This window comes from Pararcticibacter amylolyticus, assembly GCF_003130405.1.
Lineage (GTDB): Bacteria > Bacteroidota > Bacteroidia > Sphingobacteriales > Sphingobacteriaceae > Arcticibacter > Arcticibacter amylolyticus.
Genome location: NZ_QEAS01000013.1, coordinates 128,707 through 145,676 on the forward strand (window position 1 = coordinate 128,707; position 16,970 = coordinate 145,676).

Consider the following 16,970-nt stretch of genomic DNA (forward strand, 5'->3'; position numbering starts at 1 on the left):
TTGCCCGAGCCATAAGACGAGCTGTCTTCTGTAAGTACCGGGAAATATAAGTTAAATAAAAAAGCTGCAGCCCGTTTTCGACTACAGCTTTTTTATTTATCGTTATGCTCCTGTAAGAGCATGGGCACCTTTAGTGTATTCCCATAAACAATCTCTTCCAGCGTATTTTCCCAAAAAGATCTCCTTTTGAATCCCAGCTCATCCACACAAACAGGGCTTTTCCTACGATGTGATCCTCCGGTACAAATCCCCAGAAACGTGAATCAAGAGAGTTATCACGGTTATCACCCATCATCCAGTAATAATCAAGTTTGAATGTATAACTGGTAGCAGGCTTTCCATTGATAACAAGCTGACCTCCATTTTCCTCAACCTTATTTCCTTCATACACCTCAATTGAACGCTTGTAAATTGGAATCGTTGTGCTGTCAAGCTGTACCGTCCATCCTTTTTTAGGGATAATGAGCGGGCCAAAGTTATCCTGGTTCCAGTTAAATCTGGCATTATTCGGAAAGATAGATGCATCTCCGCTTCCAGCTGGCAATATAACCGGATGAATTTCCTTTACATTCAACCATTTCTTTATAGCATCCGCGTTTTCTCTTGTCAGGTTCACACGATATTCGTCAGCTCCTATTCTCTGAAAATCTCCAACCTCAGGGTCAATATCAATTCCAAGGTCTTTAAATGCCTGCGGATTGAAATCGGTACCATCCGTTCTTATATAATAAAACTTCTGTCCATATTGCGGCTTTTCAGACAATTTACCATTCACATAAACGTTAGCCTGTACAATATTTAAAGTGTCGCCCGGTATTGCAATGCATCTCTTGATATAATTTTCCCTTTTATCTACAGGCCTGTTGAACGGTGCATCTGCTTCCATAGGATAGTTGAAGACGACGACATCCCGTCTTTCAATTTTCTCAAAGCCAGGGATCCTGTGATAACCGAGCTCAATAAGCTCAGAATAAGCCTTGGTTCCGATAATAGGCATTGTATGGTGGGCAAAAGGAAAAGCAATCGGCGTCATAGGCACCCGCGGGCCATAATTTACCTTGCTTACAAAGAGAAAATCTCCTATCAGGAGAGATTTTTCCATTGACCCTGTAGGAATTGTATAAGCTTCGAGCAGGAAGCTGCGGATCAATGTTGCTGCAACAACAGCGAATATGATAGCATCTGCCCATTCACGCCCGGCAGATTTCTTATATGGATGACGTTGCCTGAAATCGGGCGTAGCAGACTGACCAAGATATTTTGTCGTCTTATCAAAACCCCAGAGAGGAAAATAAACGAAGGAAAGCACCACGGCAGCGGCATGCTCCCAGAACCTGAACTTTCCGTAGCATTTAACGAAGTCTATCACAACTCCAATTCCGACAATTATATTAATAACAGGGATAAAGTACCAGATGATCCACCATGAAGGCCGGCCGGCCAGCTTTATCATGATAAAAAAATTATAAACGGGGATCAACGCCTCCCAGCCTGGTCTTCCAGCCTTTTCAAAAAGCTTCCATAAACCGGCAACATGCAATATTATAAGTGGCAGGCACAAAAGCAATGTACCAAAATAACCGCCTAGTTCCATTTGTTAAAAATCCTCTCTTTAAATATTAAAATCAAATATATCCTGAACTGAATAAAATCCCCGTTTGCCATTCAGCCATTCTGCCGCTATGACCGCCCCCAATGCAAATCCTGCCCGGCTGTGGGCTGTATGCTTCAGCTCTATTTCGTCTACTTCCGAACTGTAGATCACGGTATGCGTTCCGGGAACATCTTCGATCCGGTGAGACTCAATAAGCAGCTGATCCGGCTTGTTAACAATTTCTTCTCCCGTTCCAACGAGGTTATTCACCCATTCCTTCTTCCTCTCCAAGCCTTCCAGTATTTCTTCTGCAATAGTAATAGCCGTTCCGCTGGGAGAATCCAGTTTTTGCGTGTGATGAATTTCTTCTACCTGTACATCATATTGAGGGTAAGCATTCATCATCTTAGCAAAAACACGATTTGCAAAGAAGAACAAATTTACTCCTATACTAAAGTTAGAGCCGTAAAGTAAAGAATTGTTACTCTCCAGGCAACGGTCTTTTATTTCCTGTAAGTGTCCATACCAACCGGTAGTTCCTACAACAACCGGAGTTCCGGCAGCAAAGCACGTGTCGATATTTCTAAGTACAGACCCCGGGGTACTGAAGTCTATGGCAACATCCGCTTTTCCCAAATTCTCCGGAGTAAGCAGATCTATGTTATTCTCGTCAATAGTTAGTACGATTTCATGACCGCGGCCCAAAGCAAAAGTTTCAATGGTGCGGCCCATCTTTCCGTATCCTAAAAGGGCAATCTTCATAATGGAATGGTTAATTTTAATGCCGGAACCGGCGGTGCTGAAGCAAAAGAAGCAGGAGGCAACAAAGTAGGTTGTACGTTAAAACCTAACTTATCGCTGATATCATATCTGAAAAACTTGGCGTCTACGTAGGCATCAATGATGTTAATGGTATGTACAGCAAGAAGCCCAAGAATGCTCAAATCCCTATTCCTGCGATAAAAATCCTTGGCAGAAATCAACGCGTTGTCCTCGAAAGGCGCAAAATCCGGATTGTTTACATCACCTTCACGGGGCTGATTATGATCGGCCCTCCATCTGACCTGCAACTCCTTCACAAGCTTCTTATAATATCCCTGGTTAAAGTTGTATGCGAGCCCCACACTTACTAATCCTCCGTAAATAAAAGGAGTTTTCCACCAACGCCCGTTCCTGATCTGCCCCCAACCGGGAATGATGGCCGAGCTCCAGGCCGCTCTTTTGGGCATCGCCTCAAGGGCAAGCCTCACTGAGTCCTTTACAACACCGCCCTTTTCCTGCTTTTGCTTGTTTTTATCTTTTGCGGTTGTATCCTTAGGAGCAATAATTTTAGGTTTTGCAGATACAGGGGCAGCTACTAAAGAATCTATTCTGACAGCAGTACTATCTGTCTGCGAAAAGACAGGCATTGAGACAAAGAAAGTGGCTATCAGAATAAAAAATCTTAATATGTTCATTTACCAGTCTAATAGTTCAAGTATCCGGCTGAGATCATCCTCGGACATAAAAGGGATCTCAATAGCGCCCTTCCCTTTACCCTGAACTTTAAGCCGTACTTTTGTAGCAAACTTCGATGCAAGGTCGTCCTGGATCTTCTGAAACTGAAAAGAGATGGCTTCTTCCTTGCCAGACTTGTCCTTTTTCTTTCCTGAATGCTGAATTTCCCTTACCAGCTCTTCCGTCTTCCTGACAGAAAGCCCTTTATCTATAACTTCTTTATGAACAAATAATTGTTTATCTACATCGTCAAGGCCTAAAATAGCCTTGGCGTGCCCCATGGAAACCTCATTATCCCGGATAGATGCCTGAATAACAGGTGGTAATTTCAATAAGCGGATATAGTTTGTTACAGTCGACCGGTTTTTACTTACCCGGTCACCAAGCTCTTCCTGCTTCAGGTTGCATTCATCGATCATCCTTTGAAAACTGAGAGCCACTTCTATGGCGTTTAGATTTTCCCGCTGGATATTCTCGATCAATGCCATTTCCAGCATCTGCTGGTCGTTCGCGGTACGAACATAAGCCGGAATTTCCGCAATTCCAGCCAGTTTAGAAGCTCTCAGCCTTCTCTCACCCGATATCAGCTGAAATCTGTTCCCAGCCTTCCTGACGGTAATAGGCTGTATGAGCCCTTGTAACCTGATAGATTCAGCCAGTTCACTTAAGGCCTGTTCATCAAAGTCTGCACGGGGCTGAAAAGGATTCACTTCAACCTCATTCACCTTGATGTGGGAAATATTACCCGGAGAAACGCCTTCCGGTACTGGCTGCTGACGCACGGGGGCTTGTACTACTTCAGAATCATCCAGCAGTGCACTTAATCCTTTTCCTAATCCTGTTTTCCTTATATGCGTCATGAATTTACTGTTACTTTATTACTTCCATTCTCTCTCACCAGGCCATTCTTACGGATGATTTCTCTGGCCAGGTTCAGATAATTGATAGAGCCCTTGCAGTTCGCGTCGTGCATGATAACAGAGACACCAAAGCTTGGAGCTTCACTTAATCTTGTATTTCTCTGAATAATAGTATCGAATACCAGATCCTGAAAATGCGTTTTAACCTCTTCTACCACCTGGTTAGAAAGTCTCAGACGAACATCATACATGGTAAGCAATATTCCTTCAATCTCGAGATCTGTATTTAAGCGATTCTGAACAATTTTAATGGTATTCAGGAGCTTACCAAGGCCTTCCAGCGCAAAATATTCACACTGCACAGGAATAATCACCGAATTTGCGGCAGTTAAAGCGTTGATTGTGATTAAGCCAAGAGAAGGAGAACAGTCGATAATAATAAAATCATAGTCGTCCCGCACTTTGTCAAGGACAGCCTTCATTTTATATTCCCTGTTTGTCAGGTTGATCATTTCAATCTCAGCACCAACCAGATCGATATGTGCCGGCAGAAGATCGAGGTTTGGAGTATCTGTTTTCTGAATGGCATCCCTGGGATCTACGTCATTAATAATACACTCGTAAATACTCTCCTTTATCGTGCGCGGATCAAAACCTATTCCGGAAGTCGAATTGGCCTGCGGATCAGCATCTACCAGTAAAGTGCGATACTCAAGAACAGCCAAACTGGCTGCCAGATTTATAGATGATGTGGTTTTCCCTACCCCGCCTTTTTGATTAGCTAATGCTATAATCTTACTCATTCCTTGTCCTAATTTCTAAGCGTACTTAATATTAACACCGTCAAACACAGCAGCATTAAAAATGTTTATTTTTGCCTGGTGCGTACTTTTTACAATCGCCTAAGATACGAACTTTAAATAATTTAATGAGCGCCCCTGTTTTGCGTTTTAAACATATTATCCACAAATGACTACAATTATTGCAAGCACCAATCGGCCGGATAGTTATACATTGAAGATAGCCCAATATTATCAGCGGCAGTTGTTGAACCTGGGGCACAGCGCTGAAATCCTATCGCTTACAGACCTGCCTGAAGGAATTATTCATCCGGCAATGTATGAAAAGCAGAAGCTCGGGAGCTTCGAGATATTACAGAAAAAAGTGACGGGAACGGATAAATTTTTGTTTATCATTCCGGAATATAACGGAAGTTTCCCGGGGATCCTGAAGGTATTCGTAGACGCATTGCGATACCCGGAAAGTTTCTACGGCAAGAAAGCAGCACTTGTGGGAGTTTCAAACGGACGTTACGGCAACATCAGGGGTATCGATCACTTCACAGGAGTTTGTCATTACCTTAATATGGATGTGCTTCCACTAAAATTACACATCCCATATATCCAGAAAGAGCTTGACGAAAATGGCAATTTCTTTAAGGAAGACACGCTCAAATTCACCTCTATGCAGATCGAACGGTTTGCTGCTTTCTGAAACGGAAGTTAAATACCATACAAGGGTTGTAAGATACTCTTTTCAGGTATTGGAAGTAATCTTATTTGCGTTTATCTTAGATACAAAAAACATTATATGAGATACACTTTTACAACTTTACTTTCAGCTATTTTCTTCCTGTCAGTTACATCTGCAAAAGCACAGGTAACAAACGATACTGGTAAGAATCTTCTGAAGATCAACGTTCCGGCAATTGTTCTCAACAATTACTCCTTTCAGTATGAGAGGGTAGTTGGCACAAAAATTACAGCTGGCGCAGGCATCCGGTTTATGCCCAAAGGCAAGCTGCCCCTGAAAAGTATATTGGAGTCTGTTATAGATGACGATGATACCTGGAACCGAATTGAGAACATGAAGACAAGCAATTTTGCCTTCACTCCCGAAGTTCGCTTTTATCTGGGGCAACATGTGCTCAGGGGATTCTATGTCGCTCCTTTTGCAAAAATAGCCCGTTACACAGGAGAGATTCCCGACTTTAAATACGATGTAGCTGTTCCGGCATCAGCAAATCCATCCGGAAGCATCACCAAAACAATCCCTATCGATGGCAGGCTCAACACAGTTACGGGAGGAGTACTGATAGGCGCACAATGGAAATTAAGCAGATTGCTGTATCTTGACTGGTGGATCCTGGGTCCTCAGTATGGAAGATCCAAAGGACACCTAGAAAGCAAAGTAGATCTCAGTGATGAAAACGAACGAAAAGCATTGGCTGATGAACTCGAAGGCCTGGATATTCCCCTGGTTGATACAGACGTCTCAGTGACTTCCACCGGCGCCCGGATGGATCTCAAAGGCCCGTGGACAGGTGTGAGAGCCGGAATAAACTTAGGTGTGAGATTCTAGTAAACAAAAAAATATATAAATTAAAGCTGTCTGCTCATCAGACAGCTTTAATTTTATTACATCTGCAGTAATTGCTTCAGCTTCGCGTAGCCGGTCTTACTGACAGGCAAGCTACTTCCATTCTTCAGCAGCAATTTGTATGAATCCTTTTCATAGGGCACAAGCCCCGTAATCTGTGGAACCTGGACAATAAACGAACGATGAATCCTGACGAATTGCTTATCATCGAGCGTATTCTCAAAAAATGTCATGGTTTTATTCTTCAGAAAAGTCCCGTCTGCAGTATGGATCTTCACGTAATCATCATATGCTTCCAGGTACTGCACATCCAGGGCCGGAATGATTTTAATCGTATTCCTGTCCTTCACTACGATACGCTCATTAAACACCGGTGTCGGGGCCGTATTCTCCAGAAGCGCCTGAACTTGCTGCCTTGCTTCGGTCAGATTTCGCTGCTCCATCCATTTATCTACAGCCTGCTTAAAACGGGTTTTGTTAAAGGGTTTCAGAAGATAGTCGATAGCGTGTGTTTCGAAAGCCTTAATCGCATATTCGTCAAATGCAGATGTAAAAATAACAGCAGGACGTGAATCCAGCAGTTCCAGCATCTCAAAGCCGGTGATCTTAGGCATCTGAATATCCAGAAAGATCAGGTCAGGCTGGTGCTGACTGACAGCTTTTACACCTTCAAAGCCATCATTACACTCTGCAACCACCTCAATCTGAGGATACTCTTCCAGATATTCCTTTACAACCTCCCTGGCTAATGGTTCGTCATCAATTAATATTGCCCTTGTCATACTGTGGTATTTTTACCGTTGTTGTAAAAATATCATTTTCTCCGCTTGTTTCAAGCAAATCTGTACGGGCAAATAAAAGATAAAGCCTCCTTTTAATTCCCGTAAGACCGAAGCCAGTTCCACTTTTAGGCCGTACCGTGTTGACATCATAGGGATTTTTAATTCTAAGGACGAGATAATTAGGAATACAATTTGCACTAATACTGATCGTTACTTGTCCGGTGGTGTCATACAAGCCAAACTTAATAGCATTTTCCACAAGAGGCTGCAGGATCATCGCCGGCAGAACCATATCGCCACATCCATCATCCTTTTTCACTTCCGTATTCAGCCGATGGCCGAAACGCACTTTCTCAATATCAAGATAAAGCTGCAGGTGCTGAAGCTCATCGTCGAAGCTCACAAATTCATTTTCTGATTTCCTCAACGTTCCTCTGAGGAAGTCGGAGAGTTGATGGATCATCGTTCTGGCTTCCTCCGGTCTTCTCCCCACAAGTGCGCTTATAGAATTAAGACTATTAAACAGGAAGTGAGGCTGTAATTGCTGACGGAGGTTAAACAATTCTGCTTCACGGGCCAGTTTTTCAGCATCCGCTTTCCTCCGTTCGTTTTCTTTCTGATCGTGCAAAGTGTACCACAGCATGCTGATCAGGCCGGTACCGCTGATCAGGAGAAAGCCCACGCACCCTCTTATAATTAAAGACTTATCGAGAAGTCCTATATAAACGGGATTTCCATTGAAGATATACAATAGAACATACCTGGATAAGAATACCCACATAGCAGAAAGCAGAAAGCACCAGGCTACCACGTTGATATACCGCCCTTTTCCGGGCTGGTAAAATCTTAGCGTATTGCTTACAACCATTGAGGCCAGGAACAGAAGGACATTGGTAACGATGGCGTCAATAAAGGCAACCTCCCATCCAAATCCAAGGAAGTAGAAGGTTACTGCATGCATCGCTATCCAGATCAGCCATGAGACCGCTATGACAGCAACAACCCTTTTTGACGAGAATAATGATACATCCACGGCATTAAAGATTAAAAGCTACGGATATCGATTCCTCCGAAAATAGATGTTCCCCTCAGCACTAATACCTTCCCTTCAGCCATATTTGCTGCTGGCATTAAAGGCCTTTTGTCTTCAATCCCGCCAAATAAGGCGGCAAGATCAGAAGTTACCTTCCATTGAGGAGGAATAATAAGTTTCGTTCCGCCGAATACCTGGGTGATATCAATCACTACCGTTCCCTGTATATCAGCCTGGGAAAGATTAATTTCGGCGCCTCCCATAATCGTCACAATATCACCACCCCTGAAGTTCTTGGAGAATATATTTTTCTTTATTCCCCCAAAAACAGATACTGTATCCAGGTAATCCTCTCTGAATGCATGAGGATCATTCTTTTCGGCAGCAGCATAGGGGTCAACTGGATCTGCAAATTCGCCCGGGTTGGTCTGAGCACTTTCAGCATTTTCCACATCTACTCTTTTATCCCAGGAATATTTGCTGCTGTCTCTATTGAAATCCTTAAACCTGTCGTACATCAGGCGTGAGGATTTCTTCCTGCCCAGAATCAAATAGAGTCCCAGTCCCATAATCATAACCGGAACTATGAAATCAGAGAGTTCTACACCAGGGATCACACTCCCTGCCAGAAACAGTGTACCAATAAATATCAGGATGAATGACCCGGGATTACGGAAATTATTCCGGATACCTGAAAAAATACCAAGCACCAATGGTATCATCGGCCAGCTTGTGATCCAGCCAGGAATGAATCCGCCAAGGGACCTGATCAAAAAGATGACTCCCAAAACGAGCAGAATAAGCCCCGTCCATTGTTTGCCGGCGCCGGGCTTTCTATTATAGTGTGTGTTTGTCGGTTCCATATCTTAATCTTTGCTGTAAAGATATAGGAGTTAGACGGGAGCGGCAATAGCAAACAGGCTGGATAGTGGAGATTTTCGGTAAATGGGGGGAAATGGTCGGTGAAAAAGGAAGAGCATTAGCCAATGCTATTCAAGCTAATATAACAAAAGCCCCTGCCTGATCAGCAATCAGACAGGGGCTTTTTATGTTATGATTTACTTTATTAAAATGTTGCGCCTGCAGAGGCAACGGAGTTTGCTTTTAATACAAAACTCGGAGCCGTCAGATTAAAAGGATTACTCAACAGATTAGCAGCATCAGTCTGAGATATCAGCTTATTATTCTTAGAGTCGAAGTAATCCTTCAACTCCTGTACTGTACTGAATGAAGGCGCATTGCTGTTAGAATTCTTTCCGTCTGCTACAAGTTCTTTATCAGATACGAATGCCTGGTAAATGTTATTCTTCATGATGGAACTACCATCCTTCAGGGCATCACCTGTTTCCTTATCTCTTATATCCAAACCATATCTTGCATTGATAAAAATAGAGTTGGCAAGAACAAACTTGGCACCCCTTCTCCAGAGATTAGCATACTCATGTTTCTCACTAACATTTATATTTCCGGGGCCAATAATCGTCATGTTTGAGATTACCGGACGAGTCCTTGGGCTTGTAGTAAACTGAGATTCAGAATTATCGGCTTCAATTCCGTTTGATTGACCAGCAGCGTCAAAGTTATCAGGAGTTCTCTGTCCAACAAGGAACTGTAACTTTCCTGAAAAACCATTATCAAAGTCAAACACGTCATCTACGTTAGCGATTGAGATAAGATGCTTTCCATTGACAGTTCCGCCAAACCATTCGAAAGAATCGTCACCACTGAACGATACCTGAACGTAATCAACACTCGTTCCGGAACCAACTGATCCGAAAGTAATACCGTTAATTTCATTGTTTGGTGCAAAAGCAATTCCAGGGTACTCAACGCGAACATATTTTAATACACCTGAGTTATCGTTATCATCAGATCCACCGTGTTTTCCTGAACCAGTTGCATCATCCACTCCTCCTTCAATCACACCCTCACCGCCTGGAATGTTATTTTTGGCTTTACCAAGAATAATGATACCACCCCAGTCACCAGGATGTCTGTCTCCTGCTGGTCTGTTAGATGTAAATACAATCGGTTCTGAAGACGTTCCATTGGCAATCAATTTAGCACCCCTGGTAACAATAAGAGCGCCTTTAGTGTCCTTATCGCCCCGGATAATTGTCCCTGCAGGGATAGTCAAAGTCGCGTTGTTTTTCACGTAAACAAATCCTTTCAGCAGATAAACCGAATTCTTGCTTAAAGTTCTGTTTGCAGTGATTTCACCTTCCAATACTTCTGTTGTTGCAGGGTATGTAGTAGCACTCGGATTATAATTAGCCCATCCTGTACTCCAGTCAGCAGTTCCGAAAGCCCCGATATAACTTACTTTTTCAAAAAAAGAGTCACTTAACTCAGCTACATTATCTTTTGGTTCTTCAGTTTGATCGTCGTCATTATTCTTACTACAACCGGACAGGATCGCCAGGCCTAACATTAGAACCGATAATAAACTTTGTCTTTTCTGTATCATATCATTCAATATTTTTCGTGTGTAAAACTAGTTGTGCCAGATTAAGAAGATATTAACCAAGTATTATCAATACCTCTCCCAATTGTTAACTTACTGTAATGCCTTTAAAAAGTATGGCTGTAACCAATCGTTATATTGGACCCAAGTCTGTAAGAACGGTTAAGATTATCTCCCTTATCGAACTTACCATTGTCATTTACATCCTGATATTCAACGTATTTGTTATTCAGAATATCTCCGTAGTTCAATTTCAGTTCGCCTTTGCCAGCGCCGAGGCTTTTTGAAATTTGTAAATCAACTACATGACGTGGTTTTTCATACAGATCAGTATCCACAATATTGCCGACCGCTGCAATCCTTCTTCCATAGGTATTATAAAGAACACTTAGGCCAAAGGGATTCTTCTGAGCCGATGCATATTGCAACCCGGCATTTACAAGGTAAGGCGACTGCCCTTGTAAAGGACGCTTCCCGTCTTTATTAATTCTCACCTTAGAAACTTCGACCGATGAATATATGTAAGAAGCATTAGCACTAAAGGTGATATTCTTGAGCTTCTCATTAATCACCTCCAGGCCCTTCCTGATTTCAAACTCCGCTCCGAAAAGATTAGCAGATGGAGCGTTCCAATATGAGAAACTCCTTCCCGAACTAAAATCAAGCGATTGCTCTATAGGATTCTCGAAATATTTGTAAAACCCACTGATCGACAATACCTCTCCCGCCTTCGGATAAATCGCATATCCTAAATCAAAATTATTGGTAGTGGAAGGACGCAGATAAGGAGCTCCTACAACATTAGCATTCCTTTTATGATCGTAGAATGAAAAAGGTGCAATTTCTCTGAATTCAGGTCTTCCCACGGTTCTTGATGCAGATAGACGAACACTGGCTTTTTCAGTAGTGTTATAAATAACATTTAAAGAAGGGAGCAGGGCATTAAAAACAGTATCTATTTTTAATGGGTTATTATTATTACTTGTAGAATTAAGCTCCTGAGCATAGGATTCCATTCGCACACCAACACCGATTCTAAGCTTCTCTGCAAGATAACCATCAAACATTGCATAACCTGCGTTTAAAAAAGCATCTGCATCATAAGTATCTGTTCCGTTCGTGATGTCCTGCAGAAAGAACCCTCCCACCCTAATGTTTTCCGGATTAAATAGCTGATCCTGTGGGTAGCCCTGCAAGGAGGTATCAAAGCCGACATTATCATAAGCACCGCTGATATAGCCAAGTACCCTAGCCCCAAAAGTCCTGTCTCTATACTGGCCAAAATATCCGAATTTCAGTTTACTATTCTTTTGGTTAAACCAATTCACCGGAAGACTAAAATTAGCAGATGCACCATAGAGGTCTTCCTTCAGATCTGAATAGAAATCTCCAAGGGTAGTTGGCGAACCTACCTGTCCCACGTTTAATCTGTAGGGACCATTCTCAGAATCAGTAGAACTTTGTGTTGTTAACCTCTTAAATCCAGGCTCGGTTCTTTTTGTATTTGCATAGTTAAGATTCCAGTCAAACTTAAGCTTTGCCCCCACAGCATGTTCTCCTACCAACTGACTCGAATACAACGATCTTTCAAGAAGATAATTAAAATTATTCCTGACATAGCTATCTACTTCCATTCCAGATCTGCTTGTAAACTGCTGTTCGACAACCCTGTTGTAAATGTTCTTTAAAGCAATTTTATTCGAACCCCATGAGTAAGCAAAATTAGCAAGGCCGCCAATATTTGTATTGTAGTTATAAAGGTTATCGTTGTACTCAAAATTCAGACTTTGCCCCACATACCCGTTTGTTTCTCCTTTTTGTAGACGCTCGTCATAACGGTAAGAAAGAGAAAGTACTGTTCCGAACTTATTATTATTCTTCAGAACTTTACTGGTACCATAAGTGGCCTGAAGGATCGGACTGGGAATAGCCGTGTAATTCTGCGGTCCCCAATTGTTGGTAAATTTCCGGGCTTCTACTATCTGCTGCTCCACCGGCATGTTTGTATAGGCACTTTTCATTGGAAAAGAAGATGGAAGATCTCTTCCCTTATCGTAGCCGCCGAACATTCCTTTATTTTTGTTTTGAGGACCTACGAAATCCTTAAACGTTGATTGCGTATTATAAGCAGTTCCAACATTAAGCGTTAAAAACGCTGATTCCGGAAAATCTTTAGTAGAAATCTGAACCACGCCTCCGGAAAAGTCGCCTGGTAAATCAGGAGACGCTGTTTTGTTAACCACTACTTTATCAATAAGATTGGAAGGAAGAATATCAAAAGAGAATGCCTTCTTATCAGGTTCCGTATTAGGAAGGCTCGAGTTGTTCAGCATTGCAGAGTTATATCTGTCAGCCAATCCCCTCACCACAATGAATTTATTATCCTGTATACTTGCTCCGCTTACTCTCTTGAGGACATCAGAAGTATTTCGGTCAGGAGAACGTTTGATCTGATCAGCTGAAATACCGCTTGATATACTAATGCTGTTTTTTTGTTGTGCGTATAACGCACCTACACTAGCTTGTTTCGCCGATACATTTATTACCACCTGCTGTAGCTGCTGCCCAGCCGGTTCCTCCATTACCACATCCATTGTTGTAACGGATCCAGCTTTAACCACTATATCAGAAATCTTCTTTGCCTGGTATCCTACATAAGAAAAAACCAGTGTATATCGTCCCGCTGCCAGTCCCCCGATGTTGTATCTTCCTTCAACATCAGTCGACACGCCTTTTGCAGTACCCTCTACCTTAACAGTAAGCCCGATGAGCGTCTCACCTGTTTTCTTGTCGGTAACTTTACCTGCAATTCTTCCTGTTTGCTGTGCTACTACAGAAAAAATATTCAGGATGAATAAGATAAACAGACCCGAAACTTTAAAATTGTAATAATTTTTCACTTTTGCCTTATTTGTTTGTAGCAAAAGTATTATCACAATGTTAGCAGGATGTTAGGTATTAATTAAAGATAAGTGACTTAAATATTAAATAATTGTTAATAACGAAAAGGTGAGCTATATGCCCACCCTTTTACTTTTATCTTCTACAAAATTCCTTTCACTGGCTGATGTATATGCATCATATACATTCCAGGCCCATATAAGTATGGGTACTATAAACGTCCACACCAGGGTAAAAGCAACTGTTACACCTACAATAATAATGAGAAGTCCTTTTACAAATTGTCCCTTCACGATCTGTCCCAAGCCCGGAACCACAGCTGACAGCACTGCGGGAACCAGATATTTTTCATTTTCCATAGCATGTAGATTTTCAGACATACTCCTCAAATACATTGCCAGTATGCAGCAGGGGGAAAAAATCAGGATCTTTTTGCCTTACTTAAAAGCTGATCAAACAGCCACATAGGCCCAATAAGCACAGATCTGAGGCTTTCGGAAAAAGAAGGCCGCTTAGGTTCAGCTCTGTGTCCGGCGATCTGAGCTACCACGCCTGAGATAAAAAGGACGAGGCACACCAGCCACATTTCAGGCCAGCCCTGCTGATTATGCAGCTTCTCTAATCCCACAATCCCGGCAGAAAACGCAAAAACCATCAGCAATACCATGTAAGATGTAACTGCCGATAGGCGGTAATAATAATAGATGCAAAAGGCGATAATGAATGAAGCCCAGTTTACGAAACCGTTATAAGCTCCGAGTAAGTCCACATGAGGAAAGGGAATAGCCCAAATTACTCCAAGTAGCCCAAACGTAACAACAGGAATAGAAATATAGTGAATTAACCTGTTAGACGGATTTGAATGCAGAAGAGAAAACTGACTTGTAAGTAAATCAAAAGATTTAGTCTCCGGCTGATTTCTTTTATCTTTTGGAGGCATATCTGGATGTATATATTTTGGAAAGAGAAAAAAGCCCCTCATAAAGAGGGGCTTAAAATTACTTAGCGTAGGATACAGAACGCGTTTCCCTGATAACCGTTACTTTAATCTGTCCCGGGTAAGTCATTTCCGTTTGGATCCTGTTCGAAATATCTGTAGCAAGAATTTCTGCCTGTGCATCGCTTACACGCTCACTTTCCACTACGACACGAAGTTCACGACCTGCCTGGATAGCAAAAGTCTTTTCAACACCCGGATAAGAGAGGGCAAGTTCCTCAAGTTCCTTCAACCTTTTGATGTAACTTTCAACAACTTCACGGCGGGCTCCCGGACGAGCGCCCGATATAGCGTCACATGCCTGTACAATTGGCGAAATCATGGAAGTCATTTCAATTTCATCATGGTGAGCACCAATAGCATTGCAAACCTCCGGATGTTCTTTATACTTTTCAGCAAGCTGCATTCCCAGGATTGCGTGTGGTAATTCCGGATTATCATCAGGCACCTTACCAATATCGTGAAGTAAGCCTGCCCGCTTCGCCAGCTTTACATTTAATCCGAGCTCAGAAGCCATTGTAGCACAGAAATTAGCTACCTCACGGGAGTGCTGAAGCAGATTCTGACCGTAAGATGAACGGTAACGCATCCTTCCTACCATCCTGATTAGCTCAGGATGAAGACCATGAATTCCCAGGTCGATCACGGTACGCTCGCCGATCTCAACGATCTCGTCGTCTATCTGCTTCTTTGTCTTTGCTACAACCTCTTCAATTCTTGCCGGGTGAATTCTTCCATCGGTCACCAGGCGGTGAAGGGCTAAGCGGGCGATTTCCCTTCTTACCGGATCGAACCCGGAAAGAATGATCGCTTCAGGAGTGTCATCTACGATGATCTCAACGCCTGTAGCCGCTTCCAGTGCACGGATATTCCGGCCTTCGCGTCCAATCACACGTCCTTTGATCTCGTCGTTCTCAATATTAAAGATAGATACGGTATTCTCAATAGCCGCTTCGGTTGCAGTCCGCTGGATGGTTTGAATAACTACCTTCTTAGCTTCTTTGCTGGCGGTAAGTTTTGCCTCGTCAACTATATCCTTTATCTGGATCATAGCCTTAGTACGCGCCTCTTCCCTTAACGAATCTACCAGCTGATTCTTCGCTTCCTCTGCGCTCATCCCCGCAATAGTTTCAAGCTTTGTAATGTGCTGCATCTTCAGCACCTCTACCTCATCCTGCTTATTACGTGCAATTTCTAATTGCTTTTCAAGATTCTTCTTCAGGTTCTCAATTTCCTGATCCTTGCGGTTGACATTCTCAATGCGTTGGTTCAGGGACTGCTCTTTACCTTTGACAGAGTTCTCTCTTTGGTTCAGCGCATTGTTCTTAGAGTTTACTTCCTGCTCATGTTCTGCCTTCATTTGAAGAAACTTCTCCTTAGCTTCAAGAAGTTTGTTCTTCTTTAGGATTTCGGCATTATTTTCAGCGTCCTTTAATATCTTTTTTACTTTGTTCTGGGCGGCCAGCTCCTGATTTCTTAACAATTTCCGGAGCATAAACCGCCCTATCACCACTCCGGCTATTAGTCCTACTAAAACGTAAAGTATTATTTCCATATGTTCCTTTCAGTTTAAAAAAAAACCGCAATTAATTAAAGCTCCATGTACTGTAAAACTTCTGCAAACAAGTTTAGAGTTGTAATCATAATCAAGTGGTCAAGCCAGGTGATTTACATTTTTTAACTCTTTTGATATAGAAGCGTTAAGTTTTATACAATAGTGAAACTAAAGAATTAACTGCGGTTAAATCCTTGTGCTCTATATATTAAAGAACGAATATACTACTTACTGAAGAAATCTGAAAGCATCTGATCTAACTGATAAACCTTATCCGCCACCTCTGTCCCATCTTCCGACATTTTCTTCTCTGCTCTCAATGTAGCAGTTGCATAATGCAACACACTCATTGACAAGAGATCCTGCTTATCCCTCACCGCATAATTTTCCTGATATTCCTTAATGCGGTCATTTATCAATTTAGCAGCCCTTCGTACGATTTCCTCTTCCTCCATATCCACCTTTAAAGGATAGACACGGTCAGCAATATTTATTTTAATTGAGATTTCTCCCATCTGAGCTTTGTTTCACGTTCTGCATTACTTTTTCAGCAACACAATACATTTATCTATTTCCCGCACAAATTCGCTAATTTTTTGCTTTATGTCAAGCGTTTTTTCATCTGATCCTGCTTTAGCACCCGATATAACCTCGAGTGAGCGGGCTAACTTCAACGCTTTCAGCTTCTCTTCCAGCTCAATAGTTTTGCTCTTTCCTGTGTCAACAGTTATTCTCAATGTTTGGTTTTCCTGCTTCAACAAGTCATTCTCCTCCTGCAAAGCTTCACAAAGCTCTACCAGTCTCTTCGTTTTTTCAAGAACATTATCCAATTGTCCTGTAAGTGCCATATAGCTTTTGGTTGCGGGTGGCGGATCACTTCCGTATTTCAGCTCCCAGTTCTTTCCCTA

At 42.3% G+C, this 16,970-nt stretch carries 17 protein-coding genes; 2 read left to right on the top strand and 15 right to left on the bottom strand.

Translation table 11 applies throughout. From position 1 onward, the window contains the following. Positions 1–130: 130 nt before the first annotated feature. From lepB to DDR33_RS16315, 5 genes are read right to left on the bottom strand one after another with little or no spacing between them, the layout of a single operon-like run. On the bottom strand, positions 131–1,594 hold the full coding sequence (lepB, locus tag DDR33_RS16295; protein ID WP_109416869.1) for a signal peptidase I: 1,464 nt from the start codon (positions 1,592–1,594) through the stop codon (positions 131–133). Positions 1,595–1,612: 18 nt separating this feature from the next. Beyond that, positions 1,613–2,356 carry a 4-hydroxy-tetrahydrodipicolinate reductase gene (gene dapB / locus DDR33_RS16300; protein ID WP_109416870.1) on the bottom strand — a complete coding sequence of 248 codons (744 nt, stop codon included), beginning with the start codon at positions 2,354–2,356 and terminating at the stop codon, positions 1,613–1,615. Next, complete coding sequence (locus DDR33_RS16305; RefSeq protein WP_146198791.1) at positions 2,353–3,051, bottom strand: DUF5683 domain-containing protein; 699 nt, start codon at positions 3,049–3,051, stop codon at positions 2,353–2,355. The genes dapB and DDR33_RS16305 overlap by 4 nt, the downstream gene beginning before the upstream one ends. Continuing rightward, a complete protein-coding gene (locus DDR33_RS16310) occupies positions 3,052–3,951 on the bottom strand; it encodes a ParB/RepB/Spo0J family partition protein (protein WP_109416872.1) in 900 nt (299 codons plus the stop codon). Then, a complete protein-coding gene (locus DDR33_RS16315) occupies positions 3,948–4,754 on the bottom strand; it encodes a ParA family protein (protein WP_109416873.1) in 807 nt (268 codons plus the stop codon). The genes DDR33_RS16310 and DDR33_RS16315 overlap by 4 nt, the downstream gene beginning before the upstream one ends. Before the next feature lie 166 nt (positions 4,755–4,920). Here DDR33_RS16315 and DDR33_RS16320 point away from each other — a divergent pair, with 166 nt between their 5' ends. Together DDR33_RS16320 and DDR33_RS16325 are read left to right on the top strand one after the other, a co-directional pair. Then, complete coding sequence (locus DDR33_RS16320; RefSeq protein ID WP_109416874.1) at positions 4,921–5,445, top strand: NADPH-dependent FMN reductase; 525 nt, start codon at positions 4,921–4,923, stop codon at positions 5,443–5,445. A 96-nt stretch (positions 5,446–5,541) separates the two neighbouring features. Beyond that, entirely contained in the window at positions 5,542–6,312 is a 771-nt protein-coding gene (locus DDR33_RS16325) for a DUF3575 domain-containing protein (protein WP_109416875.1), read from the top strand. Positions 6,313–6,368: 56 nt separating this feature from the next. Here DDR33_RS16325 and DDR33_RS16330 read toward each other — a convergent pair whose 3' ends face one another. The 10 genes from DDR33_RS16330 to DDR33_RS16375 form a co-directional block, all read right to left on the bottom strand. Continuing rightward, positions 6,369–7,112, bottom strand: coding sequence for a LytR/AlgR family response regulator transcription factor (locus tag DDR33_RS16330; RefSeq protein WP_109416876.1), 744 nt, complete (start codon positions 7,110–7,112; stop codon positions 6,369–6,371). Further along, positions 7,090–8,145 (bottom strand): sensor histidine kinase, encoded by a 1,056-nt coding sequence (locus DDR33_RS16335; protein WP_238387831.1) that lies wholly within the window; start codon positions 8,143–8,145, stop codon positions 7,090–7,092. Before DDR33_RS16335 ends, DDR33_RS16330 begins: the two co-directional genes overlap by 23 nt. 11 nt (positions 8,146–8,156) lie before the next feature. Further along, a complete protein-coding gene (locus DDR33_RS16340; RefSeq protein ID WP_109416877.1) occupies positions 8,157–9,008 on the bottom strand; it encodes a LiaF transmembrane domain-containing protein in 852 nt (283 codons plus the stop codon). 203 nt (positions 9,009–9,211) lie between these two features. Beyond that, complete coding sequence (locus DDR33_RS16345) at positions 9,212–10,612, bottom strand: hypothetical protein (protein WP_146198792.1); 1,401 nt, start codon at positions 10,610–10,612, stop codon at positions 9,212–9,214. Positions 10,613–10,716: 104 nt separating this feature from the next. Next, the gene (locus DDR33_RS16350; RefSeq protein ID WP_146198793.1) at positions 10,717–13,509 is read right to left on the bottom strand and encodes a TonB-dependent receptor; all 2,793 of its coding nucleotides are present in this window, start codon (positions 13,507–13,509) and stop codon (positions 10,717–10,719) included. Between the two features lie 114 nt (positions 13,510–13,623). Further along, positions 13,624–13,869, bottom strand: coding sequence for a hypothetical protein (locus DDR33_RS16355; RefSeq protein ID WP_109416880.1), 246 nt, complete (start codon positions 13,867–13,869; stop codon positions 13,624–13,626). Positions 13,870–13,931: 62 nt separating this feature from the next. Continuing rightward, positions 13,932–14,450 (bottom strand): Mpo1 family 2-hydroxy fatty acid dioxygenase, encoded by a 519-nt coding sequence (locus DDR33_RS16360; protein ID WP_109416936.1) that lies wholly within the window; start codon positions 14,448–14,450, stop codon positions 13,932–13,934. 58 nt (positions 14,451–14,508) lie between these two features. Beyond that, positions 14,509–16,062, bottom strand: coding sequence for a ribonuclease Y (gene rny, locus DDR33_RS16365; RefSeq protein ID WP_109416881.1), 1,554 nt, complete (start codon positions 16,060–16,062; stop codon positions 14,509–14,511). 224 nt (positions 16,063–16,286) lie between these two features. Next, positions 16,287–16,577, bottom strand: a complete 291-nt coding sequence (locus DDR33_RS16370; protein WP_109416882.1) for a cell division protein ZapA — start codon at positions 16,575–16,577, stop codon at positions 16,287–16,289. Positions 16,578–16,601: 24 nt separating this feature from the next. Then, positions 16,602–16,910, bottom strand: a complete 309-nt coding sequence (locus DDR33_RS16375; RefSeq protein ID WP_109416883.1) for a hypothetical protein — start codon at positions 16,908–16,910, stop codon at positions 16,602–16,604. Positions 16,911–16,970: the final 60 nt, after the last annotated feature.